The following is a 24,269-nucleotide window of genomic DNA, read 5'->3' on the forward strand; positions in this document are numbered from 1 at the left end:
CCAAAGCCAAAGCCAAAGCCAAAGCCAAAGCCAAAGCCAAAGCCAAAGCCAAAGCTTTCCCTCGTCCGCCCCCCCCGCCTTCGCGGGGGAAGGCTCTTCGAGCACCTCGCCCGCGCCCCTGCCCCGCGTAGCGCGCGAGGCGTACGAACAGTCACGAGCCATTGGCTCGTAAACGCCTGTTCTTAGCGCAAGCGAAGAAGGGAGGGCAAACAGCAGCTGCCAAAGCCACCAAACCGTAGCCCGGGTAAGCGCAGCGCACCCGGGGCTCCTCACACGGAACCCCGGGGTACACCGGATCCACACCTGCCCGAACTACCCCACTCAGTTCTTTATCTGCACGTCATCGATATACACATTGACGTCATACGCGGTGTTGGCGTGGTACAGCCATATCGCATCCAGCTTCACGGTGCTGGCGGTGATCGCACCATTGCCATCCACCCAGGCATTCCACTGCGCTGCATCGCTCAACGACCACGACACATAGGTCCAGGTATTGGCCGCTATCGCCTTGCTGGTCGAACGCTCGGTGCCATCACTGTCGTCGATGCCCAAGCCGACCGACGTACCGCTGCCGCCACTCCACACCCAGAAGCCCACCACGCCATTGCTGCGCGTCAACGCGGTATTGCTGGCCGGCGTGCCGCTGCCGGACAACAGCCGCACCGCCCATGCCGCGCTGCTGGCGGTGTTGTCCTTCAACAACACCCGCAATGAACAGCTGCCGTTCTTCTGCGTGGTGCAATCGCGCGTTGCAGTGGACGCGGTGCTGATGCCGGTGGTGCTGCCCGAGTAGCTGGGACTGGTATTGAAATGGCCCACGCTGCTTTCAAAACGATCCAGATAGGTCACCGTACCGGTGCCGCCGCCACTGCCCGGGTTCAACAGCGCGTAGTACTTGGACCAGTTCCAGTTGATGCCCGGGTCGGTATGGGTTTGGCCGCTGTAGTGCTGGTGGCCCTTGATCTTGACGCTGGTGGCCAGCACGTTGATGCCGCTGCTGGACGCGCCGCTGTAGGCGCTGGCGCAGCTGATCGCGCTGTAGGTGCTGCAGAAGCTGCGGACCAGCGCCGCCGATGACTCGTACATGGCATTGGTGTACCACGAGCTGTTGTCGATGTAGCCCTCGTGCTCGATGCCCAGCGTATAGCTGTTCTGGTTGCGCACATGCCAGGCGGTATCTGCATTGCGCACCATCTGCGTCACCTGGCCATCGGAGGAACGGATCACGTAGTGCGCGCTGACCTGCGCGGAAGCATTCTTGAACCAGGAAATGGTGCCGGCATAGCTGCCCTGGGCGGTGTGTATCGTCACCGCGCTTACCGCCGCCGAGCGTGAGGCAGTGTAGTTGGACGCCGAGGCTGCACTCCAGATTGCCGGACCATAGTCGGTGCTCTGGATGCCCGCATCCAGTGCGGGTGCCGCCAACGTCTTCGACGCACTGGTACTGCGTGCCTGCAAGGTCTCGCTGATCGGATCCACTTGGTAGGCATCGGTTTCCACGCGGTCCTTGCTGACATCCAGCCGCACCATCGGTGCGCGCAGCGTGACCAGTTGCGGTGCGTCGAAGGCCTGCTCCCACGCGATTGCGCGCTCCGGCACCACGATGCCACGGTCGTTGACACCGCGGTCCTGGGCCAGCAACACGTCATAGGCAAAGCTGGTGCGCGCATAGTCATCGATCGCGCTGCGCGCAGTTACGGCCGCATCGCGCGGCGTATAGCCGGCATAGCGCATCAGGGCCGCGCGGATGGCCTCCGGCGTCGGCGCACCGGCGGTGGCGGCAGCGGGATGGTCCTGGCGGATCTGCGCATCCAGCAAGGCCGCTGCCGCCAGGATGTTGGTGGCAGCGTCGGTGCGCACCGCGGCGCTGGAAACGCCCAGCAGTTTGGCGGCTTCGCCCACCTGGTCTTCAAAGCCACCGCCGGCATACAGGCCCATCACCCCCCACGACGGTGGCATGCGCAGGTGGGCGTGGTCCTGGTCACTGGTATCGGGTTGCAAGGGCGACCAGCGGCTTTGCACATAGGCCAGCGATTCCAGCGTGCCACGCGGGATGCTGGGGTAGCGGCGGTAAGCCTGCTGGAAATAGCGCACATACATCGCCCGCAAGGGCAGCAGGCGCGCTTCCTCCATCTTCAACTGCATCTCCAACACCTGTTCAGTGTCGGCGATAGGTGCCTTGATGGCGGTTTGGGCAAGTGCGGGAACAACTACGGCACTGGTGATGACGGCAGACAGCAGCACGGCGGTATGACGGTGCATCATCGGTAGGACCCCTAGCTTGGAACCCCCTGCACCCGTGTTTCTACCGCAGCGACGTTGCCGACGGGTGAAGAGCGGCATCAATCAGTGATCGCTGTCATGCCCTTGGTGGACGTGCGTCGCAACCGCGCAGCACGTTATGCGCGTGCAGTGCAGGTAGAAATCAAGCGGACGCAGATTGAACCGTGCGTCGGCGCTCGAACCACCACAACGCGGCGGCGACGATCACGAAACCCAACAACCACGGCCAGCGTGGGCCGGGGATGGGCAGCGGCGCGGTACGCGTAACACCACCGCTCAACGCCAGGGTGGCTTCGCGCATCTGCTGTGCGTGCATGGCCGCAGCCTTGGCCGAGTCCAACAGCAGCAGGCTTTCCTGTTGCCCGGCCGCGTCGATGCGGTGCCAACCGGCATGCTGTGGCCAGGCGGCAACACAGCCACCGGCTGCGGGATCGGGCAGCAGCGCAGTGCGGCTTTCATCTTCGGCAATCAAGCTTACCGGGGCCTTCAATCCACACAGGCTGATGCGCTCGCCACTCCATGCCCAGGCCGGCAGCGCCGGTGGGGCTGCGTTGGTGCTTGGCCTTGCCACGGCTGACAACACTGCATTCCACAGCTCGGCATGCGCGCCTGCATGCCCGGCCAGTACCAAGGCATAGCTGTCGGTGATCGGCAGCAGACCTACGCGGCCCAGGCCGAGGGCACGCCAGCCACCGATCGCGCTGCCATCTGCCGCGACCAGCAAGGGCACGACGTCGGGGCTGCTGATGTCGATGTTGAAGCGCTCGACGCTGAGCGTGGCGGCGTCCTGTCCTTCATTGGTGGTGCCTTGCAGGGCTACCGGTCTGGTCTGATCGCCACCGCGTGCCTGCAGGCCCCACTCGCGCAGGGCGCGGCGTGCATTGCCATCCAGCGCGCCGCTGGTGCGCACCAGCAAGCCCAGGCCTGCACGGACTGCTGCGCTGATTGCGTTGCGCTGCGTGGTAGACAGCGCCGCAAGCCGACGCTCGTCGAGCACCAGCAGATCAAGGCGTGCCAGCGTGGCTGCATCCAGCGCCGCCGGTGCATCGCCCAGTTGAAGACCACCACCTACCAGCATGCTGGTTTGTACGTTGGCGCCAATATCGGTGGCCCAGCGCTGCAGGTACTTCAGCTCCGGCCCGGGCGCGCCGGCCAGCAGGCGCAGGGTCGGCGCGGTGATGGCGCGCACACGCACCGGCACCGGCAGTTGGTCCAGCACCTGGCCGCGCTCATCGAGCACACGCAGGGCAAACAGCACGTCGCCCGCATCGCGCGCACTGGCGCCGAGCATGACGCGGCCAGCCTTGTCCGGCGCGGCGATGGCGACGCGATGGCCAGCCGGATCCAGCAGTTCCACGCGTGCGCTGGGCAGGCCTTGCACACGGGCATGCACGTTGAAGCTGGCGCCCGGTGCGAGCAAGGGTGGCGCCTGCAATTCCACCAGGCCACGCGGCGCGGCGTTCGGCAGGAAACGCACCGCCGGCAAGGCCGCATCGCGATCGCGTGCGGGCAAGCCCTGGCCGACGATCACCACGTCGCGTGTGCCCGGGTGCTGGCGCAACGCGGTTGCCAGGTCCGGCACCGGCGTTGCGCCGCGCAGTGCCGGTGCTTCTGGCAGGCGTACAACGGCCTCGGCAGGCACGGACGCCAGCGCTGCGGCATCCGCGCCGGCGCTGGCCACCAGCAAGGTGCCGGCATGGCCGGGGCGCGCGGGTGGCTGCAGGGTGAAATACAGCAGCACGGCGGCAAGCAGCTGCAGCACCAGCAGGCCGGCCAATCGGGGCGCGGACGGGCGTGGTGCCAGCGCAAAGCGCAGGCTGCCAAGCAGCACAGCAAGCACGATCACCAGCAAGGGCAGCCAGGACATCATCGGGCGGGCTCCGTTGGCGTGCCGAGTGCTTCAAGGTAGCGGCGTCCGCCCGCATCGGCGGCGTTGCGGCGTGCTGGCGGGCCTTCGGCACGCCGCAATGCCGGCCACAGCTGGTCGCGCAGCTGCTGCCGGCAACGCTGGCAATCGGGCTGCTGGCGCAATGCGTCGATGGCGGCTACGACATCCAGCGGAGCGGGCACGGCATCGGGATGGGCGTCCAGCCAACGCGTGAGTGCATCCAGATCGACGGCCTGGGTGGGCGCGGCCAGTGCCTGCCAGGCGCTGGCAACCACGCCGTCGGCGGCAGGCCGTGCCGGCAGCTGTACACCACGATTGCCCAGGCCATCGCGTTTGCCGGTCATGCGTCGGGCCATGTCGATGGGCGGCAGTTCGCTGCCCACGCGCGCCAGATAGATGCGTTCGGCCTGCTGCACCTGTTTGATGAAACCCAGCGCCTTGTAGGCGTAGGGCAGCGCCTGATCCGGATGGCCCTGGCGCAGATGGCCCTCGGACTGCCACATCTGGTCGAGCGCGGACTTCAGGATGGCGCGGGTCTGCGGGTCGAGCAGGGTGGCGGCTTCGGCGTGGTCGTGGGTGTGGCCGTACTCGGACAGCACGTCGGTGGCGCTGCCGAATACCGGCGCGCTGCCGTTGCTGCCGCCATGGTCGTGGCCGTCATCGTCGGCGTGATCGGCATGGCTGTCGGCGGTGGGCGCATCACCGGTCGGCAGGTCGCCGGTCGGCGGTGGCTTGGCACCGCCTTCGGCTTCCTCGCCGAGGAACTGGCCGTAGCGCAGGCGCAGGATGCGCTGGTCCACGCCGATTGCATCGGCGCGCTTGGTGTAGGTGTCGGCGTCCAGGCTGCCGCGTTGTTTCAGCAGCGCTTCGGCGTCGATGATGATCTGCCGCTGGCTGCGGAAGTAGGCCGGCATCACCTTCTTGATTGCGCCTTCCAGATCGCTGGCCTGCACCTGCTGCTCGCTGGGCAGGCGTAGGATCAGGCTGGCGCTGCGCGCCTCCTGTGGCTGCGGGCTGCGGTTGTCACGCACGGTGAGGCGTGCGACGACTTCGTCGCCCGGCTCCAGCCCAAGCGCGGCCAGATCGGCGCTGTAGGCGAAGCGTCGCGCCGTGGCCGGGCCACTGCCGCTCAGGCTGAGCTGGCGTTGCTGGAAGCTGATGTTCTCGCCCGTGCCTTTGGCGGTTGTGACATCCAGCGTTGCGGTGTTGTTGACGCCAAAGTCGTCGCTGGCCTCGAAGCGCAGCTGCCAGCTGCGTTGCCGCGGTGCGGCCTGGTTGAGTGTCTGCGCGGGCTCGATCACCTTCACCTGCGGTGGGCGGTCCACCACCACCTCCAGCCGATAGGCGCGGCCGGCCTCGGCCATGGTCGGGCTGGTATGGATGCGGTACAGGCCTGCGCGCTGCACTACGTCGCTGCCGCGCCAATCGTCGCCATCGCGTTGCAGGGCCACGCGGCGGCCATCGTGGAACTGCAGCCATGCCTGCTGTGGCTGTGGCGAAAACTGCAGGCGCCATTGCAGCTGGCTACCTTGCAGGGCACGCGCATCGAGTTTTTCGCCCGCGCTTGCGGCCTGGCCGCTATAGGCCGGCGGTGTGACCAGCAGCCAGCTGCCCCGCAGTACCGGTGCGGTGCCGCGTGCCGCGCGCTCGGTCGTTGCGGGGCCGGCATCGGTGCCGGTCATGCCCGCTGCGCGTGGCCATAGCAGGGCGGCGCTGACCAGCAGCATGGCAAGCAACCAGCACAGCACCACCGCGCGCCACGGCCAGCGTGGGCGCAGGTCCGGTGGATCGCGCTGCAGTTGTTGCTCGACATGGCGGCGCTGGCGTTGTTGCAGCGGATTGAGCTTGTCGCTGGCTGCAAACAGCAGGTCGGCGCTGTCCTGCAGGCGCGGATGCTCGTTCAGGCGTTTGATCAGCCAGCGTGTATCCAGGCGTCGGGCGCGCCACATCGCAACTGCGGCTACCAGCAACGCGGCGATGGTGCCAACGATAGAGGCCGCGTCCAGCCCAAGCATGCGCGCCACCAGCGCAGCCACCGCAAGCGCCACCGGCAGGCCGGCTACCAGGGTGATCAGCAGGCGGCGGCGTCGTGCTGCCTGCTGCAGCTCGCGCGCCTTCATGGCGGACCTCGACGGCGCGGTGCGCTGGCGAGCCAACGCTCAAGCAGGAACAGCAGGGCGATGGCCAGCAGCAGCCAGTGGCTCAGTTCGGTTGCCGCCTGCGGGTAGGCGGCAGCGCCGGCCTGCGGCTGCATGCCCGCCGCCAGCGCACGTCGCGGCATGCTTGGCGGCTGCACGATGGCGCGCAGCTGCGCGGGGAAGTCGGCCTCCAGCAGCACCGGCAGGGTGGAGGCCTGCAGCGGTGCGGCCCAGCGCAGCCACTGTCCCTGCGCGCTGCTGATCTGTTCCAGCACCAGCGTGCCTGCGGCATCGCGCCACAATGGCGTGCGTTGTGCATCTGCAGGCACCGGCGTTCGAACGTCTACCAGCAGTGGGCTGCCGGTCTGCAGCTCGGCGAGCACGCTGGCCGGCAATGGCTTGGCTGATAGCCAGAGGTGCAGTGCCTGTGTGTCGGTGAACGCGGTATCGTCGCCTGCGATGTCGGGCTTGGCGGTGTTCCAGGCGCTGGCCAGCGCGTTGAGGTAACGCAGCCCTTGCGTGCCGCCTGCGTCATGGCGGATCTGCAAGCGCGGTGCTGGCGGTACGGTCGCCGCGTTCGTTGCCGGGGCCTGTTCGATTACCTGCCAGTGCACCGCACGTGAGAGCTGCACGCGTTGTGCATCCAGCCCATCCAGCACCGTCGGCACCACCACGGTAAGCGTGGCGTCGGCTGGCAGGCTGGCATCCAGCTCACGCAACAGGCTGGCGATAGGCTGCTTCGGCGTTGGTGCGTTGTTCTGATCGATGCGTGGGAAGCCCGGCGCCAACCACAGCCACTGCGCATCGGTTGCAGCCACGGCCGCTTGCGCGGTGGCGACGTCCAGGCCGGGCAGCACCGCGACGCGGGCCTGCGTGTCGGCCACGCCGGTCAGTGCCGGCCGTGCCAGCAGCACGGCGAGCAGGGCCAGCAACAGCAGGCGCAGGAGCAGCAGCGGCCATTCGTCAAAGCGGATGCGGCGGCGCGGCCGTGGTTTGGCCGACAACCAGCGCAGTGCAGCGAAATCGATGATGCGCTGTTCGCTGCGCCGGGCAAGATGGATCAGCAATGGCAGCAGCAAGGCGGCCAAGGCGATGAAGCCTGCCGGGAACAGCCACAGCAGGCTCATGCGCCGTTCCCTGCGCGGCGGCCAAACAGGCGCTGCAGGGGCGCGTCGATGGCCTCATCCAGATAGCCGGTGTCATGGCGGATACCGGCCGCCTGCAGGCGCGCATCCAGTACGCGCTGTGCTTCCTTGAAGCGGGCAAGGTAGTCGGTGCGCACAGCGGCGCCATCGCTGAGCAGCTCATCGCCGGTTTCCGGATCGCGGAAACGGTGACCATCGCGGAACGGGAAATCCCGTTCCTCCACGGTCAGCAACTGCAGGTGCACCACATCGCGACCGGCCTTGGCCAGGCGCTCGGCCAGTTCGACCTCCGCCGCATCGAAGCCATCGCCGATCATCACCACCAGATCATTGCTGGCGATGCGTTCCCACAAGGGCGACAGCTTCTGCTGTGGCGGCCATTGCCCTGCAGCACGCAGTGCATGCAACTGCAGATGCAGGCGGTCGCGCTGGCGCAGGCCGTTGCCGGCCGGCAGCAACTGCACGCTGTCACCGCCCAGGGCGATCAGGCCGAAGGCATCGCCTTGCTGCAGGGCCAGCTCGGCCACGCAGGCCAGCACTGCCTTGGCCGCATCCAGCCGCTGCCAATCCGGTCGTGCGCGGTCGGCCTGGCCCATCGAGGCGCTGCAGTCGAGCAGCAGCCAGACGGTGACCGGGCTTTCGCGCTCGGATTCGCGCACGAAGAAACGGTCCGAGCGCGCATAGAGTTTCCAGTCGATCTGGCGCAGTTCGTCGCCGGGCTCGTAGGCGCGGTACTGCGCGAACTCCAGCCCGGCGCCACGGCTGCGGCTGGCATGCGCACCGATGCCGCGGCTGCCACTGGCCCGCTGCGGCCACAGCCGCAGGCTGCGCAGGCGACTGCGCACATCGGCGGGGATCAGCGGTGGCGTGGCGGCAGCCATGCGTCAGCGTTCGTATCAGGCGGGGATTGGCACCGTGCGCAGCAGCGCGGCAATCACGTCATCGGCGCTCTTGTGCTCGGCCTCGGCGGCGAAGGACAGCAGCAGGCGATGGCGCATCACCGGTGCAGCCAAGGCCTGCACATCTTCGCGGGTGGCGGCAAAGCGGCCCTGCAGCAGGGCGCGCGCCTTGGCGGCCAGCACCAGCGATTGGCCGGCGCGCGGGCCAGCGCCCCATTTGATCCAGTTGTTCACTTCGGCCGGTGCGCCATCGCCGGGGCGGCTGGCGCGCACCAGACGGGTGATCCAGCTGAGCAGGTCGGGGCTGATGTGCACATCGCGCACGGCGGTCTGCAAGGCCTTCACCGCCTCGGCGTCCATCACCTTGGGTACGGCGCCGCTGTGGCTGCCGGTGGTCTGGGCGAGGATGTCGCGTTCTTCTGCTTCCGTCGGGTAGTCGACGCGGACGTGCAGCAGGAAGCGATCGAGCTGGGCTTCGGGCAGCGGATAGGTGCCGGCCTGTTCGATCGGGTTCTGCGTGGCCAGCACGAAGAACGGCGAGGGCAGGGCGTAGGTGGTGCCGGCGTAGCTGACGGTGCGTTCCTGCATCGCCTCCAGCAGCGCGGCCTGGGTCTTGGGCGGGGTGCGGTTGAGTTCGTCGGCCAGCAGCAGGTTGGTGAAGATCGGGCCCTGCTGGAAGCGGAACGCGCGCTTGCCGGTGCCATGGTCTTCTTCCAGCAGCTCGGTGCCGAGGATGTCGCTGGGCATCAAGTCGGGGGTGAACTGCACGCGTCGAAACTGCAATTCCAAGGCTTGGCCGAGTGAGCGTACCAGCAGCGTCTTGCCGAGGCCGGGCGCGCCTTCGAGCAGGCAGTGGCCGCCGGCCAGCAGGCCGATCAGCAGCTGTTCGACAACCTCATGCTGGCCAACCACGGCCTGTGCGAGCGCGCTGCGCAGCTCTTTCAGGCGCGGCAGCAGTGAATCGAGATCGTGGCTGGGATCGGGGGCAGTCATGCGGTCACCTGTGGGGTCAGTGCGTCAGTGCGTACATCACGATGTTCACGCCGAATTTGGTGTTGTCTTCGGCCAGGAAGCGTTTGTTGCGCCAGTCGTAATCCCATTCGCAACCGTAGTCCTTGTTGCTGTAGAGCACGCCCAGCCGGCCATCGATCTCGATGCCCTTGAGGTAGTCGTGGACCAGGTCATCCCCCCAGCCATTGAGTTCGAAACCGGTGGCCGGTGGGCCCTCGGGGAACTTGAAGAAGCTGTTGTAGATGGCGTGGGTGTTGGGCAGCTTCTTCATTGCGTTGGCGCCGAAGATACTGCGCATCTGTGCTTCGAAGGAGGTGGCGAACAGGCCGTCGATGTCGTGGTTGCAGTCATCGACGAAGACGAAGCCGCCGTTGCGCACATAGCGCTCGAAGTTGCGCCGTTCTTCCGGGTTGAACTCGACCAGCTTGTGCCCGGCCAGGTAGCAGAACGGCGCGGCCAGCATCTTCGGGTCGGACAAGGCGACGACGTGTTCCTTGGGGTCCACGCGCAGCGTTGTGTAATCGACCAGCGAGGTGATCAGGTTGGACGGCATGCGCGCGTCCACATCCCAGTCACCGGAGTCGTAGCGCAGGCGGGTGAACCAGAAGTCGTAGCGGCTGGCCTGTGCCCGCGCGATGCCCGGCAACGCAGCGCTCACCGCGCCGCCCAGCAGCAGGTGAAGGAATTGCGCTCGCGTCAGACGGGGTGGGGACAAGGGCCACAATCTCAAAGTGCTGAAAGCCCCTCTCCCGCTTGCGGGAGAGGGATTGGGGTGAGGGCGCTTTTGAAGCCCTTGAAGCAAGAGCTTTAAAAGCTTCCCCTCATCCGCCCCTTCGGGGCACCTTCTCCCGCAGGCGGGAGAAGGGATGAAGCAACTGCAACTGCAACTTCAAATGCAAAAGGCAAAAGCCGAAGCTAGAAGCCAAAGCTAAAAGCCAAAGCTAAAAGCCGAAGTTAAAAGCCGAAGTTAAAAGCCGAAGTTAAAAGCCAAGGCCAAAGCGAAAACCAAAGCGAAAACAAAAGCGAAAACCAAAGCCAAGAGCAGAGCCCTTACACCGCATCCGACAACGACGTGAAGGTAAAGTCACGCAGCTTCATCGGCGGGATCATCATCACGAAGCTGGACTCATCACCGGCCACACGCACCGGCTTGCCCAGTTCATCGATGTTGTTGAGCATGATCACCGGCGATTCGTTGAAGCGGAAATTCTTCACCGGGTGCTTGATCTGGCCGTTCTCGATGTAGAACGTGCCGTCGCGGGTCAGGCCGGTCAGCAGCACGGTCTGCGGGTCGACCATGCGGATGTACCAGGTGCGGGTGACCAGGATGCCCTTCTCGGTGCCACGCACCAGCTCGGCAATCGACTTGGTGCCGCCGCTCATCAGCAGGTTGCCGGCATTGGCGCTGGCGGTCTTGCCCTGCTTCTGCGCCCAGTAGCGGGAGTAGTCCAGGTTGGCGACCTTGCCGTTCTCGATGATGGCCATGCGCTCGCGTGCCATGCCCTCGCCATCCCACGGCAGTACCGGGGCTTCCGGGTGCCACGGGTCGGCGTACAGGTTCACCTTGGGGTCGTAGACCTGTTCGCCCAGCTTGTTGCCACCGCCCTTCTTGGACAGGAAGCTGCGGCCTTCATCGGCCGAGCGGGCGTCGAAGAAATTCATCATGAAGCTGATCAGGCCTGCAGCAGCAGCCGGCTCCAGGATGACCGTGTACTTGCCCGGCTCCAGGGCCTTGGCTTCGGCCGATTCGGTGGCCTTGCGCTTGGCGATCTCGATGTCCTGGTCGGCCTTGAAGTCGGACGCGTCCTTCAGGTTGCGACCCACCCAGCCCGAACCACGGCCGTCTTCGGTGCGCACCGTGCAGGTGTAATCGAAGCTGGTCGACTTCTGGTAGCCGAAGTTGCCGTTGCTGTTGGCGATGGCGACAAAGCCATTGCCGTCTTCCAGGAAGCCGGCGGCGATCAGGCCGTGTCCGCGGCAGGGAGCGATCGAATCGGCCGCCACCTTGGCACGGAAATCCGGGTCGATCGCAGCGGTGGAGGCGCTGAAGGTGGGGCTGGGCTTATAGTCCTGCTTGCCGATGGCCGGCATGAACTCCGGGTTCTCCGGTGCCAGCTTGGCCAGGTCCTCGGCGCGGCGGACCACGCGCTCCAGTGAGGCGTCGTCGAACTCGTTGATCGAGGCCGTGCCCACGCGCTTGCCAAAGGCCACCTGCACGGCCAGTTCGGCGTTGCTGACGATGCCGCTGGTGGAGACGTTGTTCAGCGCGAAACGGATGTTGCCGCTGACCGAGCCGGCCAGCGTGGCGGTGCATTCATCGGCCTTGGACAGCGCGATGACCTTGTCCAGGATGGCCTTGGCTTCCTGTTCGGTGAAGATGCTCATGGTTCAGAAGCTCCTTGACGATCAGCCGAGGCTGCGCGCGGTATTGATGACGTTGATGCCGTCGAAACGGGCGGTGGACGAGCCGTGCGACACGGCCGAGACCTGGCCCGGCTGGCCCTTGCCGTCGAAGAACGAGCCGCCCAGGCGGTAGTCGCGTTCGTCGGCCACGGCGCTGCAGGCGTTCCAGAACTCCGGGGTGCGGATCTGGTAGGCCACGTCTTCCAGCATGCGGGTGATCTGGCCGTTCTTGATCTCGTAGAACAGCTGGCCACCGAACTGCGCGTTGTAGCGCTGCTGGTCGATGGAGAACGAACCGTCACCGATGATGTAGATGCCGTTCTCGACGTTCTTGATCATGTCGGCCACCGACAACGGGGTCTTGCCCGGCGCCAGCGACACATTGGCCATGCGCTGGAACTGCACGCTGGACCAGGAGTCGGCATAGCAGCAGCCGTCCGACTCGGTCTTGCCCAGGATATGTGCCTGGTCACGGATGGTCTGGTAGTCGACCAGCTTGCCGTCGGTGATCAGCGGCCAGCGCTTGGTCTTGACGCCTTCGTCGTCGTAGGCCACCGCGCCCAGCGAGCCGGGCTGGGTCTTGTCGGCGAAGATGTTGACCTTGTCGCTGCCGTACTGGAAGTGCTGCTCGCGCTTGTCCAGGGTGGCGAAACTGGTACCGGCGTAGTTGGCTTCGTAGCCGAGCACGCGGTCCAGTTCCAGCGGATGGCCAACAGCCTCGTGGATGGTCAGCCAGGTGTGCGAGGGGTCCAGCACCAGGTCGTACTTGCCCGGCTTGACCGACGGCGCCTTGAGCTTTTCCTGCGCCTGCTTGGCGGCGGCAATGGCGTCTTCGCGCATGTCGTAGGACTGGCCGTAGACGATGACGCCGTTCGGCAGCACGGTCTTGCCCGAGGCCTCGCCATCCAGGTATTCGAAGCCCAGGCCCATCGGCGAGGACAGGCCGTCGCGGGTGCGGAACTTGCCGCTGGCCTTGTCGATGGCGGTGACCGTCATCGGCGCCCAGATGCGGTGCACGTCCTGGTCGATGTAGGAACCATCGGTGGAGGCGAAGTACTTCTGCTCGTTGACCAGGAACAGCATGGAGTTGACGAAGCTGGCGCCGGCGCCGATGGCTGCGGCGTTCACGCCCAGCAGCAGGTCGGCCTTGTCCTTGATCGGCACTTCCATCGCGTTCTTCCGGATCGGCGTGCGCCAGCTGACCTCACCGTAGCCGGGCGCCTTGGCGAACTGCACCGGCGCGGTCTGCACCTTGGCATTGGCCTTGGCGATGGCAGCGGCCTGCTGCGCGGCCTTGACCACGCCGGCTGGGCTCAGGTCGTTGGTGGCGGCAAAGCCCCAGGCGCCATTGACGATGACGCGGATGCCGGTGCCGGTGGACTCGGTGTTCACCACGTTCTGGACCTTGTCCTCGCGGGTGATCACGAACTGACGCAGGTAGCGGCCGATGCGCACGTCGCAGTAAGTAGCGCCGGCAGCACGCGCGGCATTGAGCGCGTCATCGGCCAGGCGCTTCTTCAAGGCCGGGTCGAGGGCGGTCAGCAGTTGTTCGGCGGCGATGGCCTTGCCGAAGAAGGACGGCACCATCAGGCCGCCAGCGGTAAGCCCGGTCAGGGCAAGGAAGTCACGTCTCTGCAAGGCTGCTCTCCACGGGGCAAGGCCCGCAAGGCGGGCGCTACGGCAACAAACGACGATGGCTTCGCGGTGGTCTGCGAACCATTCGATTCTTGCGGGCCGGTGTTTGCAGCGGTAGTGACTTTAGGCATGGAAGCGCAGGGTTATTTGTACTTCTGCGAACGCCTCATCCCTCCCCAAGCTCCCCTTTCACCTGTTGCCAGAAGGACGCGGGCTTACTCCCTCCCTTTCGCATAGCGAAGGGGAGGGTGGGGGAGGGGTAGGCTTCTGCTCTGCTTGCTGGCAGGCAAGCAGGCAAAGCATCCAGTCACCCAACCACCTGCCCCAACACCTGCTGCAGCCACTCCACGAACACCCGCAACCGCTGCGACGGATGGCGGCGATGCGGGAACAGCAGATGCATCGGCATGGGGTCGGCGCGGTAGCCGGGCAGCACCTCCAGCAGCTTGCCGGCCGCCAATTCGGTGCCCACGTCGTAGGCGGGGATCTGGATCAGGCCCAGGCCGGCAAGGCAGCAGGCGATATAGGCCTCGGCACTGTTGACGGTGACCCGCCCCGCCAAGGGCTGGCTGCGAAGAATGCCATTCTCGCGCCATTCCCAGGCCTCGACCCGGCCATTGCCGGGCGATGCGTAAAGCACACCCCAATGCATGCCGAGCTGCGAGGGATGCATGGGCATGCCGTGCCGCTCCACATAGGCGGGGCTGGCTACATTGATCAGCGGCAATTGGCCAATGCCGCGTGCGACCAGGCGCGAGTCCTGCAGCGGCCCAACCCGCAGCGCGCAATCCACGCCGTCTTCGACCAGATCGATGCTGCGGTCGGTCATGCCCAGCTCGACATCGATCTGCGGGTGCGCCTGCAGGAAGCCGGGCAAAGCAGGGGCGATGATCAGGCGGCCGATGCGGCCGGGCACATCCACCTTGAGCCGCCCGCTCAAACGCTGTGGCGATTGCCGGAACAACTGCTCGGCCTCGTCCGCATCGGCGATCAGCTGCTGGCAGCGCGCATGGAACAGCAGCCCATCCTGGGTTGGCGTGACCTGGCGGGTGGTGCGATGGAGCAGGCGCGTCCCCAGGCGTTGTTCCAGCGTGCGCACCGCCTCGGACACCGTGGAGCGTGGCAGCTTGAGCTGATCGGCTGCGCGGGTGAAGCCAGCGCAGTCCACTACCCGCACAAAAACGCGGTACAGCTCGATACGATCCATGGCGATTGTCCGGATAGGCCGACAAGTGAAGTCAGAATGACCGGCTTTATCCGCAAATCCAAGTCGATAGGCTCTGTTGGCATTCCCCAAGCCACAGGAGTTCGCAATGACCGACCATCGCATCCACGGCAAGACCGTCCTCATCGCCGGCGGCGGCAAGAACCTGGGCGGCTTGTTGGCCCGCGACTTCGCCAAGCAAGGGGCCAGCAGCGTGGCCATCCACTACAACAGCGAGGCTGCGCGCGCCGAAGCCGAGGCCACGGCCGAGGCGGTGCGTGCGGCCGGCGCCAATGCGCACCTGTTCCAGGCCGACCTGACCTCGGCTGCGGCGATGGAGCAGTTGTTCGATGACGCGAAGCAGGCCATGGGCCGCATCGATATCGCCATCAACACGGTCGGCAAGGTGCTGAAGAAGCAGATGACACAGATCAGCGAGGCCGAGTTCGACGCCATGGATGCGGTGAACAACAAGACCGCGTTCTTCTTCCTCAAGGAAGCCGGCCGCAACCTCGCCGACAACGGAAAGGCATGCACGCTGGTGACGTCCTTGCTGGGTGCATTCACCCCGTTCTATTCCAGCTATGCCGGCACCAAGGCGCCGGTGGAGCATTACACCCGTGCGGCGGCGAAGGAATTTGGCGAACGCGGGATATCGGTGACGGCGATTGGCCCGGGGCCGATGGATACCCCGTTCTTCTATCCTGCCGAAGGTGCCGATGCGGTCGCGTACCACAAGACTGCAGCGGCGCTGTCGCCGTTCTCCAGGACCGGGCTGACCGACATCGAAGACATCGTGCCGTGGGTGCGCTTCCTGGTATCCGAGGGCTGGTGGATGACCGGGCAGACGATTCTGGTCAATGGTGGGTATACGACGCGCTGAAGCTGCTGATCTTCTCCCTTCGGGAGAAGAGCTTGTCCCCGCGAAGGCGGGGATGCCCCGAAGGGGCGGATGAGGGTAGGGACGAAGTCCGGTGGTGGGGATCAAAGACGACAACCGGGTCAAGTCGTGCTTGAGCATTCGCCGGTGCCCCCATCGCTATTGCTAGCAACCCCCTGCAGCGCGGCTTCGCCCGTACCCTCACCCCAACCCCTCTCCCGATGGGAGAGGGGCTTTGTATGCCACCCAAGTTTGCGATCTGATGGCCCCTCTCCCGCCTGCGGGAGAGGGGTTGGGGTGAGGGCAGCTTTACGCCTTACCCCAACGACCGCGCCGTATTGATGATGTTCACCCCATCAAAGCGCGTCGTCGCCGAACCATGCGACACCGCCGACACCTGCCCAGGCTGGCCCTTGCCGTCAAAGAACGAGCCGCCCATGCGGAAGTCACGCTCATCGCAGATCGCGCTGCAGGCATTCCAGAACTCCGGCGTGCGGATCTGGTAGGCCGCATCCTCGACCATGCCGGCAATCTCGCCATTCTTGATCTGGTAGCAGAGCTGACCACCAAACTGCGCGTTGTAGCGCTGCTGGTCGATGGAGTACGAACCACGGCCGTGGATATAGATGCCGTTCTCCACGTCCTTGACCATCTGCGCCGGGGTCAGCGACGTCTTGCCCGGCGCCAGTGACACGTTGGCCATGCGCTGGAACTGCACGCTCTTCCACGAATCGGCATAGCTGCAGCCGTGCGAGGCGTTCTCGCCGAGGATATGCACCTCGTCGCGGGTGGCCTGGTAATTGACCAGGATGCCGTCCTTGACCAGGTCCCACTTGCGCGTCTTCACGCCTTCATCGTCGTAGCCCACCGCACCCAGGCTATAGGGCGCGGTCTTGTCGGCGGTGAAGTTGACGATGTCGCTGCCCCAGCGGAAACCGGCATCGCGCTTGTCCAGCGTGGCGAAGCTGGTGCCGGCGTAGTTGGCTTCGTAGCCAAGCACGCGGTCCAGCTCCAGCGGGTGGCCGACGTTTTCGTGGATGGTCAGGAACAGGTTGGACGGGTCCAGCACCAGGTCGTATTTGCCCGGCTTCACCGACGGGGCGGTGAGCTTGGCGCGTGCCTGCCTGGCCGCGGCGATGGCGTCTTCAACCGGGTCGTAGGTATGGCCGTAGCCGATCACGCCACCAGGCAGCTGATGCTTGTCGGCGGCGTTGCCGTCCAGGAATTCCCAACCCATGCCGGCAGGCGCCGACAGTCCGGCGCGGGTGCGGAACTTGCCGCTGGCCTTGTCGACGGCGGTGGCGGTGAACGGCAGCCAGATGCGGTGCACGTCCTGGTCGATCCAGGAGCCGTCGCTGGAGGCGAAGTACTTCTGCTCGTTGACCAGGAACAGCTGCGAATTGATGAAGTTGGCACCGGCATTGATCGCCGCCGCATTGATCGACAGCAGCAGCTCGACCTTGTCCTTGACCGGTACCGCCATCGCGTTCTGGCGGATCGGCGTCTTCCATTGCACCTCGCCCACGCCCGGCGTGGGTGCCAGCTGCACCGGCTTGGTCTGGATCTTCGCGTTGGCCCTGGCAATGGCAATCGCCTGCGCCACGGCGGCGGCCACGCCCTGCGGGGTGGACTGGTTGCTGGCGGCAAAGCCCCAGGCGCCGTTGACGATCACGCGGATGCCGACCCCGGCCGACTCGCTGTTGGTGACGTTCTGCACCTTGTCTTCGCGGGTGACGATGGCCTGGTTGAGGTAGCGGCCGATGCGCACGTCGCAGTAACTGGCACCGCCCTGCTTGGCCAGCGCCAGCACGGTGTCGGCCAGCAGTTTCTTCTTGGCCACATCGGCCGGTGCCAGCAACTCCTCGGCCGCGATCAGCTGGGCATTGGGCAGCATGAACCCGGCGAGGCCGAGGCCGGAAAGCGAAAGAAACTGACGGCGTTGCATGAGCGGTAGAACTCCAGGGCCAGCGATGCCTTGCACCGCACAGGACCTTGGAATCTCGGCGCGGCAGGGGTTCACACACAAGTGACCATGGTCATGCATGGCGGTAAACAGCCACTGCGGCACAATCTGCCACGCATCCCCAAGGCCCCAAAACGATGACCAGCAAGCCCTACTCCGAATCCTGCGAGCGCAACAGCGCGCCCATCCTGCAGGTGCTGCAACAGCACCTGGGCCAGGCCCGCGCTGTGCTGGAGATCGGCAGCGGCACCGGCCAGCATGCCGTGCACTTCGCCGGCGCGATGCCGTGGCTGCGCTGGCAGGCCAGCGATCACCGTGACCACCTGCCCGGGATACACCAGTGGCTGGACGAGGCGGTGCTGCCGAACACGCCCGCGCCGCTGGAACTTCAGGCCGTGATTGGCGAAGGCCTGCAGCCCTTGCCGCCGCTGCCGGTGCATGACGGCGTTGCCGGCTTCGATGCGGTGTTCAGTGCCAACACCCTGCACATCATGGGCTGGGAAGAAGTACAGGCGCTGTTCGCCGGGCTGCCGTCGCTGATGGCGCCAGATGGGTTGTTCATCGCCTACGGGCCGTTCAATTACAACGGTGCCTTCACCAGCGACAGCAACCGCAACTTCGATGGCTGGCTGAAGGCGCGTGATCCGCGCTCGGGCATCCGCGACTTCGAGTCGGTTGATGCCTTGGCTCGCGCGCAACAGCTGGAGCTGCGCGACGACGTGGCGATGCCGGCCAACAACCGCTGCCTGGTATGGCGACGGGTGCGTGTTTGAAGCCGGGCGGGCTAGGATGCAGTGACTTCAGGCAAGGGGCGGGGCGTGATGCAGGGACGTAAGTGGTTGGTGGCGATGGTGCTGGGCCTTGCCCCGCTGGCATGTGCGCAGGCGCAGCCGCTGGATGCACGGGCGGCGGCGATGCAGGTACAGGCAAGCTATCCGGGCGTCATCGAGCTGGAGGTGGATGCCAGCGATATCCAGCGCCGCATCCAGCGGGTGCATCAACGCATCCCGGTATCGGCCGGCGCGCTGACCCTGTGGTACCCGCAGTGGATCCCCGGTAATCACGCGCCAACCGGTCCGATCAACCAGATGGCCGGGCTGGTCATCCGTGGCAACGGCCAGCCACTGCAATGGACACGCGACTCCGGCGACATGTATGCCTTCAAACTGCAGGTGCCCGAAGGTGTCAGCGTGCTGGATATCGAGTTCCAGTACCTCTCGCCCACCGCCAGCGACCAGGGCCGGGTGGCGATGACCCCCAATATGCTCGACCTGCAATGGCACCGCGTGCTGTTGTACCCGGCCGGCTATGACGCGCGCGGCATCCAGGTAAAGCCCAGCCTGCACCTGCCCGAAGGCTGGCAGAGCGGCACGGCCCTGGACGTGGCCCAGCGCAGCGGTGGCACCGAGCACTACACGCCGGTCTCGCTGATGACCCTGATTGATTCACCGGTATTCGCCGGCCAGTACTTCAAGCGCTTCGCGCTGGACGAGGCCTCCAGGCAACCGGTGTGGCTGGACGTGGTGGGCGAGAACCCGCAAGGCCTGCAGGCTGACGCCAAGGTGCTGGACGCTCACCGCGCCCTGGTGCGCGAGGCCGATGCGGTGTTCGGCTCGCGCCCCTACACGCGCTACAACTTCCTGCTGGCGGTGTCGGACGTGTTCAGTGGTATCGGCCTAGAGCATGCGCAGAGCAGCGAGAACGGCATGCACGACGGCTACCTGCGCGGCGAGCGGCCCTTCCTCGACAACGACCTGCTGCCGCACGAGTATGCACACGCCTGGGTAGGCAAGGCCTGGCGCCCGCGCCCAACCTGGGTGCCGCATTACAACGCGCCCATGCACAACGACGAGTTGTGGATGTACGAAGGCCAGACCCAGTATTGGGCGGTGGTACTGGCGGCCCGCTCCGGGCTGTGGAAGCCGGACTACGCGATGGCGATGCTGGCCCAGCTGCAGGCCAACTACGCCACCCAGCCGGGCCGGCAGTGGCGCGACCTGCACGACACCGTGCATCAGGGCATCCTCGACTTCAATTCCAAGCCGCAGGCCTGGGCCGACTGGCAGCGTGCGTTCGAGTTCTACAACGAGAGCACGCTGCTGTGGCTGGGCGTGGACGCGCGCCTGCGCAGCCTGTCGAAGGGCAAGGTGACGCTGGACGATTTCGCCAAGCGTTTCCACCAGGGCGGCAAGCAGGGCGAGATCCGCCTCTACGACCGCGCCGACGTGATGCAGGGGCTGGAGGCGGTGCAACCCGGCAACTGGGACGCCTTCATCGGCAGCCGCCTGGACGCACATGATGGCAAGGCGCCGGATGGCTTGGCAGCTGCGGGTTGGGAGCTGTACTACGACGATCAGCCGAACCTGGTGATTGCCGACGGCGAGGCCGATGGCGTGACCGACCTGCAGTACTCGCTGGGCCTGAAGATTGGCAGTGACGGCGTGCTGCAGGCGGTTGGCTGGGACAGCCCGGCCTTCAAGGCAGGCTTGGCCAAGGACGTGACGATTGTTGCGGTGAATGGTTTGGCCTATAGCGGTGGCCGCATCAAGCAGGCGCTGGCCGATGGCAAGCAAAGCGGCACACCGATCGAGTTGATAGTGCGGCAGGCGGACAGTTTCCGCACCGTGCGTATCGACTACCGCGAGGGCCTGCGCTATCCGCATCTGCGGCGGATTGCGGGGACGGCGGATCTGTTGACGCGGATTTTGGCGGCGCGGAGGCAAGGAGCGACCGGCGCCGCTAGCTATCCCTTCTCCCGCTTGCGGGAGAAGGTGCCCCGAAGGGGCGGATGAGGGGAAGCTTTTAAAGCGTTGGGTCTGCTCGCTAGAAGCTTCCCCTCACCCCAACCCCTCTCCCGTAAACGGGAGAGGGGCTTCTTGCGCCTCTGGCGTTCCGAGTACTTCGAGCGCCTCAATACTCCACCCGATACCCAACCCCAAACGTCCTTCCCTGTGCCGGCACGCTCGACAACTTGCCGTAGGTCGCTTCCGCCTGCTGCCCATACACCGTCTTGTAGTCACGATCAGCCAGGTTGTAGACACCCACGCTGAAACGCCCACCCGCCAGCGGCAGCTCGCCAATCAGATCAAACACCGCATAGCCACGGATCTTCGCCGCCGGCGTCGCGCGGATCGTCGGGCTGACTGCCGCTACCTGCGCATCACGCCACGCATCATCCGTGCCACCCACGGCCTGCCCCTGCACACGCAGCAGGCTGTCATTGGCAAAGCGCCACTGCCCATGCACACCGGCCTTCAAAGGCGAGACGCGGAAGGCATTGAGCTCGCGCCACTGGCCAGCGGCATCACGGTACTGGCCCCGCGTGCTGGCGATGCTCGCGCCCAGTTCCAGCTGCGCGGTAGGCGTATAGCGCAGGTTGGCTTCCACGCCATACACGCGCTCATCGGTATCGGCCACCGACACGCTGTAGTCACGGTTGAACTGCACGGTCTTGTCCGAGCGGTTGTAGAACGCCGTTACCGCGCTCTGCAGCTGCGTGTTGTTCAAACGCCAGCCCAGCTCATAGTTGTCCACCTTGATCGGCCCGATGTTACGGCTGTCGATGACGAAGTTGGCTGGCACGTCGCGCAGCATGCGCTGCGTATCGGGCAGGCTGAAACCCTGCGAGAAGTTGGCGAACAACTGCTGCGCGTCGCTGAACTTGTAGACCACGCCAGCATTGAACAGCGTCTGCGAATGGCGCACGCGGCCGCCGGCCAGCAGCTGCGGCTGATAGCCGGCCACCGCGTCGGCAGTGATCGCCTCGGTATACGGCAGCGAATCCTCCACCTTGTTGCGCAGGATCTGATGACGCACGCCGGCCTGCACACTGAAGCGCTCGCTCAGCGCATGGTCGGCCTGCAGGAACAGGCCGGTGGTGTCCACGCGCACATCGGGGCCCATTGCGTATTGTGCGGTCGCCACATAGTTCAGGCCATTGCTGGCGATGAAGCGGTTGATGTCGTACATCTGCCCGTGCTGGCTGTCCTCTTCGCGCTCATGGTCCACGCCATAGGACAGCTGCAGGCTGCGCCCGCTGATATCGAAGCCCTTGTGCAGGGCGCTGCGCAGGCCCCAGACGTCTATGTCGGTATTGGACTGCATGGCCACATAGGCATAGCCACCCGGCAGCGCCGGATGCACCAGCGTCGATACCGACGGGAACCAGCGGCCCTGCTCATTGCGGTAATAGGCTTCCACGCTCAGTTCCTGGCCGCCGAACACATCGCGGTTGCGGTATTGCGCATTGACGCCCTGGTGGCGGGTGCGCGGCTGTGCGTTCAACTGCAGGCCACCGACGGCATTGTGGCTGGGCTGGAAAGCGGGGTTGAACAGCACTGCCAGGCGCGGGCCGTAGTCAGGGCCGTAATCGCTGTCCTGTTGGTCGTCATACCAACGCACACCCACGCTGAGCTGCTGGGCGGAGGTAAGCGCCCATTCAAGGCGCGCGTTGAGTTCCTTGGTCTCGGTGTCCTGGCGGTCGGTCTGGGCGATCTCCGGGCCGATGCGGCGGCCATGCGCATCCAGCGATGCGCCCTGGCGGCCATAGGCGATACCGAAGGCACCGCTGAAGCTGTCACCGCGCACGGTCATGGTCTGCGCGGCGTTCCAGGCCAGGTTGTCGCTGGATACATCCGAAGGCGTGCGCAGGCCAAGCTGGCTGGCCAGCTGCACCGGCGCGTCGCCCGGCTGCAGGGTGATGATGTTGATGATGCCGCCGCTGGCACCGGCGCCGTACAGCGCGGTGGCACCGGAGATCACCTCGATGCGCTCGATCATCGTCGGCGAGATGCTGTTGAGCTGACGCGAGCCATCGCGTGCACCGGTCAGCGGCACGCCATCGATCATCACCTGCACGCTGCGGCCACGCATGGTCATGCCGTAGTTGCTGGTGGTGCCACTGGCTGGCGCCAGCGACGGCACCAGCTGGCTGAGGATGTCGGCGGTGCTGCGGCCGGCGGCGGTCTGTTGGGCGATCTGCTCGCGCTCAATGGCGTACACGGTGCCGGCGATCTCGGCCACGCTGCGCGCGCCGCGCACGGCGGTGACGCTGACTGCATCCAGCTGGCGGGTGCCGCTGGTGGTGTTGGCCTGTGCTGCCAGCTGGCCACTGATGGTCAGGCTCAGCAGGGCGAGCGGAAGCGTTGCTGCGGTATGCCGCATGGTGTCCTCGGAACGTATCAGGGAGAAGAAGGGGAGGGCGCGAAGCGGCGCAGCAGCGGCCGGCACAACAGCAGCCCAAGCGCGGAGACGATCGCCAGCGCCACGTAATAAGCGGGGTAACCCAGGCCCTTGGCGAGGAAGCCGGACAAGGCACCACCGATGAAGAAGATCAGCAGTTCGAAGCACACCAGCAAGGTGAAGTCGGTGCCGGCCTGCTCGCGCGAGCTGATCTGCATGAACAGGGCATACAGGCTGGTCATGGCGACATAGCGCAGGGCGAGCAGGGCGATCACCAGCGCGCCCAGCCCAAACTGCGAGGAGGCAAGCACACCGCTGTACAGCAGGGCGGCCAGCAGCACATACAGCAGCGTGCGCCACCAACCGGCGTGCATCAGCAGCTGTTCGGCGCTGCGCTGCTTGAGCAGCCAGGCCGCACCCACTGCAGCCAACATGCCAACACCGGCCCCGCCTACCGAGATCAGCAGGCCGATCTCGGTCAGGCTCCACTCTTGGTCGACCAGCAGCGGGTTGACCATCGCCATCGCCGGTGCTTCCACCATGCGATACAGGACGATCAGCAGCAGCGCCCAGCGCAGCTCAGGCCGGCGCAGCGCACGCAGAACGCTCGGCTGCTGGCTGGCCGCCGGGCGCGACACCTCGTTGATCTGCTGTACGGCGAGCAGGGTGAGCGCACTCATCGCCGCCAGGCTGAGCAGCGCGACGGTCCAACCGCGGGTTTCGTACAGCCACAGCACGCCTGCGCCGCCGACCATGCTGCCCAGCGCCACGCCCACGCTCTGCGCCATGCTGCCGAGGCGGTGCTCGGCCGGTGCCAATGCTTCCACCGTATAGCCATCGATGGCGATGTCCTGGGTGGCGGCGACGGTGGAGATCCACATGCCGACCAGCACGAACACGGTCAGGCCGTGGTCCAGGCCGGTGAAGGCCAACACCAGGATGCCGACCAGCAACAACAACTGGGTAAGCCACAACCAACTGCGGCGGCGACCCAGGGCCGGCAGGTGCCAGCGGTCCACCAGCGGCGCCCACAGGAACTTGAACGCCCACGGCAGGTACAGCAGCGACAACATGCCGATCCAGCGCAGGTCCACGCCCTGGCTGCGCAGGATGGCCGGCACCGCCACGTTGTAGAAATACAGCGGCAGCGCGTGGGCCATGTACAGCACCACGATCACGCCCAGACCGAAACCGGAGGCGGCAGCGCGCTCAGTGCGCATCGGCCTGCTCCAGCTGCTGGCCGACCCAGCGCATGCCGTCGGCAGCATCGGTGGTGACGTAATAGGGCACGCCCCAGGCCGCATGCAGGGCCGGCGTATCCAGCCGCTGCTGCTCGGCAGCGCTGCTGGCAATGCGCACCAGCCCCTTGCAGTAAACGCGGAAGGCGGGTTTGTGCTGCTTGTACCAGAGCGCCTGGATGGCGCGGTAATCGTCACTGAAGCTGGCACCGGGCACGGTGCTGGCGATGAAGTAGAACGGCGTGGCCGCCACGATCAACGCTTCCACGCGCTGCAGCCAGTGGCGGATCTCGTCCGCGCTGACCGCATCGTGGAAGACGGCGCGGACCACGGCCGCCTGCTTGATCGTCAAACCCATTGCCACTTGCCTTCACTGAATACGGGGAAGGGCCGCCCAT

Annotated in this window: 17 protein-coding genes; 3 read left to right on the forward strand and 14 right to left on the reverse strand. The window is 65.9% G+C overall.

The genetic code is table 11. The features are described 5' to 3' along the window. Window positions 1-321 precede the first annotated feature (321 nt). The 10 genes from RT131_RS16570 to RT131_RS16615 all read right to left on the reverse strand — a co-directional run bounded on the left by RT131_RS16570 (window position 322) and on the right by RT131_RS16615 (window position 14,612). Entirely contained in the window at window positions 322-2,268 is a 1,947-nt protein-coding gene (locus RT131_RS16570) for a peptidoglycan recognition family protein (protein ID WP_313173873.1), read from the reverse strand. Window positions 2,269-2,428: 160 nt separating this feature from the next. Then, complete coding sequence (locus RT131_RS16575; RefSeq protein ID WP_313173874.1) at window positions 2,429-4,156, reverse strand: carboxypeptidase regulatory-like domain-containing protein; 1,728 nt, start codon at window positions 4,154-4,156, stop codon at window positions 2,429-2,431. Next, window positions 4,153-6,294 carry a hypothetical protein gene (locus tag RT131_RS16580; protein WP_313173875.1) on the reverse strand — a complete coding sequence of 714 codons (2,142 nt, stop codon included), beginning with the start codon at window positions 6,292-6,294 and terminating at the stop codon, window positions 4,153-4,155. Before RT131_RS16580 ends, RT131_RS16575 begins: the two co-directional genes overlap by 4 nt. Then, window positions 6,291-7,439, reverse strand: coding sequence for a BatA domain-containing protein (locus RT131_RS16585; protein WP_313173876.1), 1,149 nt, complete (start codon window positions 7,437-7,439; stop codon window positions 6,291-6,293). Before RT131_RS16585 ends, RT131_RS16580 begins: the two co-directional genes overlap by 4 nt. Next, a complete protein-coding gene (locus tag RT131_RS16590) occupies window positions 7,436-8,338 on the reverse strand; it encodes a DUF58 domain-containing protein (protein ID WP_313173877.1) in 903 nt (300 codons plus the stop codon). The genes RT131_RS16585 and RT131_RS16590 overlap by 4 nt, the downstream gene beginning before the upstream one ends. 15 nt (window positions 8,339-8,353) lie before the next feature. Then, window positions 8,354-9,349 (reverse strand): MoxR family ATPase, encoded by a 996-nt coding sequence (locus RT131_RS16595; protein ID WP_313173878.1) that lies wholly within the window; start codon window positions 9,347-9,349, stop codon window positions 8,354-8,356. 16 nt (window positions 9,350-9,365) lie between these two features. After that, window positions 9,366-10,067, reverse strand: a complete 702-nt coding sequence (locus tag RT131_RS16600; protein ID WP_313173925.1) for a DUF4159 domain-containing protein — start codon at window positions 10,065-10,067, stop codon at window positions 9,366-9,368. A gap of 350 nt (window positions 10,068-10,417) precedes the next feature. Next, window positions 10,418-11,752, reverse strand: coding sequence for a TldD/PmbA family protein (locus RT131_RS16605; RefSeq protein ID WP_313173879.1), 1,335 nt, complete (start codon window positions 11,750-11,752; stop codon window positions 10,418-10,420). Between the two features lie 21 nt (window positions 11,753-11,773). Then, a complete protein-coding gene (locus RT131_RS16610) occupies window positions 11,774-13,408 on the reverse strand; it encodes a TldD/PmbA family protein (RefSeq protein ID WP_313173880.1) in 1,635 nt (544 codons plus the stop codon). Window positions 13,409-13,712: 304 nt separating this feature from the next. Continuing rightward, the gene (locus tag RT131_RS16615) at window positions 13,713-14,612 is read right to left on the reverse strand and encodes a LysR family transcriptional regulator (protein ID WP_313173881.1); all 900 of its coding nucleotides are present in this window, start codon (window positions 14,610-14,612) and stop codon (window positions 13,713-13,715) included. Window positions 14,613-14,718: 106 nt separating this feature from the next. On the opposite strand from RT131_RS16615, the gene RT131_RS16620 reads away from it, so the two are divergent. Beyond that, window positions 14,719-15,492 (forward strand): SDR family oxidoreductase, encoded by a 774-nt coding sequence (locus RT131_RS16620; protein WP_312917860.1) that lies wholly within the window; start codon window positions 14,719-14,721, stop codon window positions 15,490-15,492. Window positions 15,493-15,805: 313 nt separating this feature from the next. On the opposite strand, the gene RT131_RS16625 is transcribed toward RT131_RS16620, so the two are convergent. Next, on the reverse strand, window positions 15,806-17,434 hold the full coding sequence (locus RT131_RS16625) for a TldD/PmbA family protein (RefSeq protein WP_313173882.1): 1,629 nt from the start codon (window positions 17,432-17,434) through the stop codon (window positions 15,806-15,808). A gap of 155 nt (window positions 17,435-17,589) precedes the next feature. On the opposite strand from RT131_RS16625, the gene RT131_RS16630 reads away from it, so the two are divergent. After that, window positions 17,590-18,225, forward strand: coding sequence for a DUF938 domain-containing protein (locus RT131_RS16630; RefSeq protein ID WP_313173883.1), 636 nt, complete (start codon window positions 17,590-17,592; stop codon window positions 18,223-18,225). Window positions 18,226-18,273: 48 nt separating this feature from the next. Then, window positions 18,274-20,244, forward strand: a complete 1,971-nt coding sequence (locus RT131_RS16635; protein WP_313173884.1) for a peptidase M61 — start codon at window positions 18,274-18,276, stop codon at window positions 20,242-20,244. A gap of 118 nt (window positions 20,245-20,362) precedes the next feature. Here the strand turns inward: RT131_RS16635 and RT131_RS16640 are convergent, their stop codons facing one another. From RT131_RS16640 to RT131_RS16650, 3 genes are read right to left on the reverse strand one after another with little or no spacing between them, the layout of a single operon-like run. After that, on the reverse strand, window positions 20,363-22,615 hold the full coding sequence (locus RT131_RS16640) for a TonB-dependent receptor (RefSeq protein WP_313173885.1): 2,253 nt from the start codon (window positions 22,613-22,615) through the stop codon (window positions 20,363-20,365). 17 nt (window positions 22,616-22,632) lie between these two features. Continuing rightward, window positions 22,633-23,853 carry an MFS transporter gene (locus tag RT131_RS16645; protein ID WP_313173886.1) on the reverse strand — a complete coding sequence of 407 codons (1,221 nt, stop codon included), beginning with the start codon at window positions 23,851-23,853 and terminating at the stop codon, window positions 22,633-22,635. Next, entirely contained in the window at window positions 23,843-24,229 is a 387-nt protein-coding gene (locus tag RT131_RS16650) for a hypothetical protein (protein ID WP_313173887.1), read from the reverse strand. Before RT131_RS16650 ends, RT131_RS16645 begins: the two co-directional genes overlap by 11 nt. Window positions 24,230-24,269 lie beyond the last annotated feature (40 nt).

Source organism: Stenotrophomonas sp. (assembly GCF_032066555.1).
Classification (GTDB): domain Bacteria; phylum Pseudomonadota; class Gammaproteobacteria; order Xanthomonadales; family Xanthomonadaceae; genus Stenotrophomonas.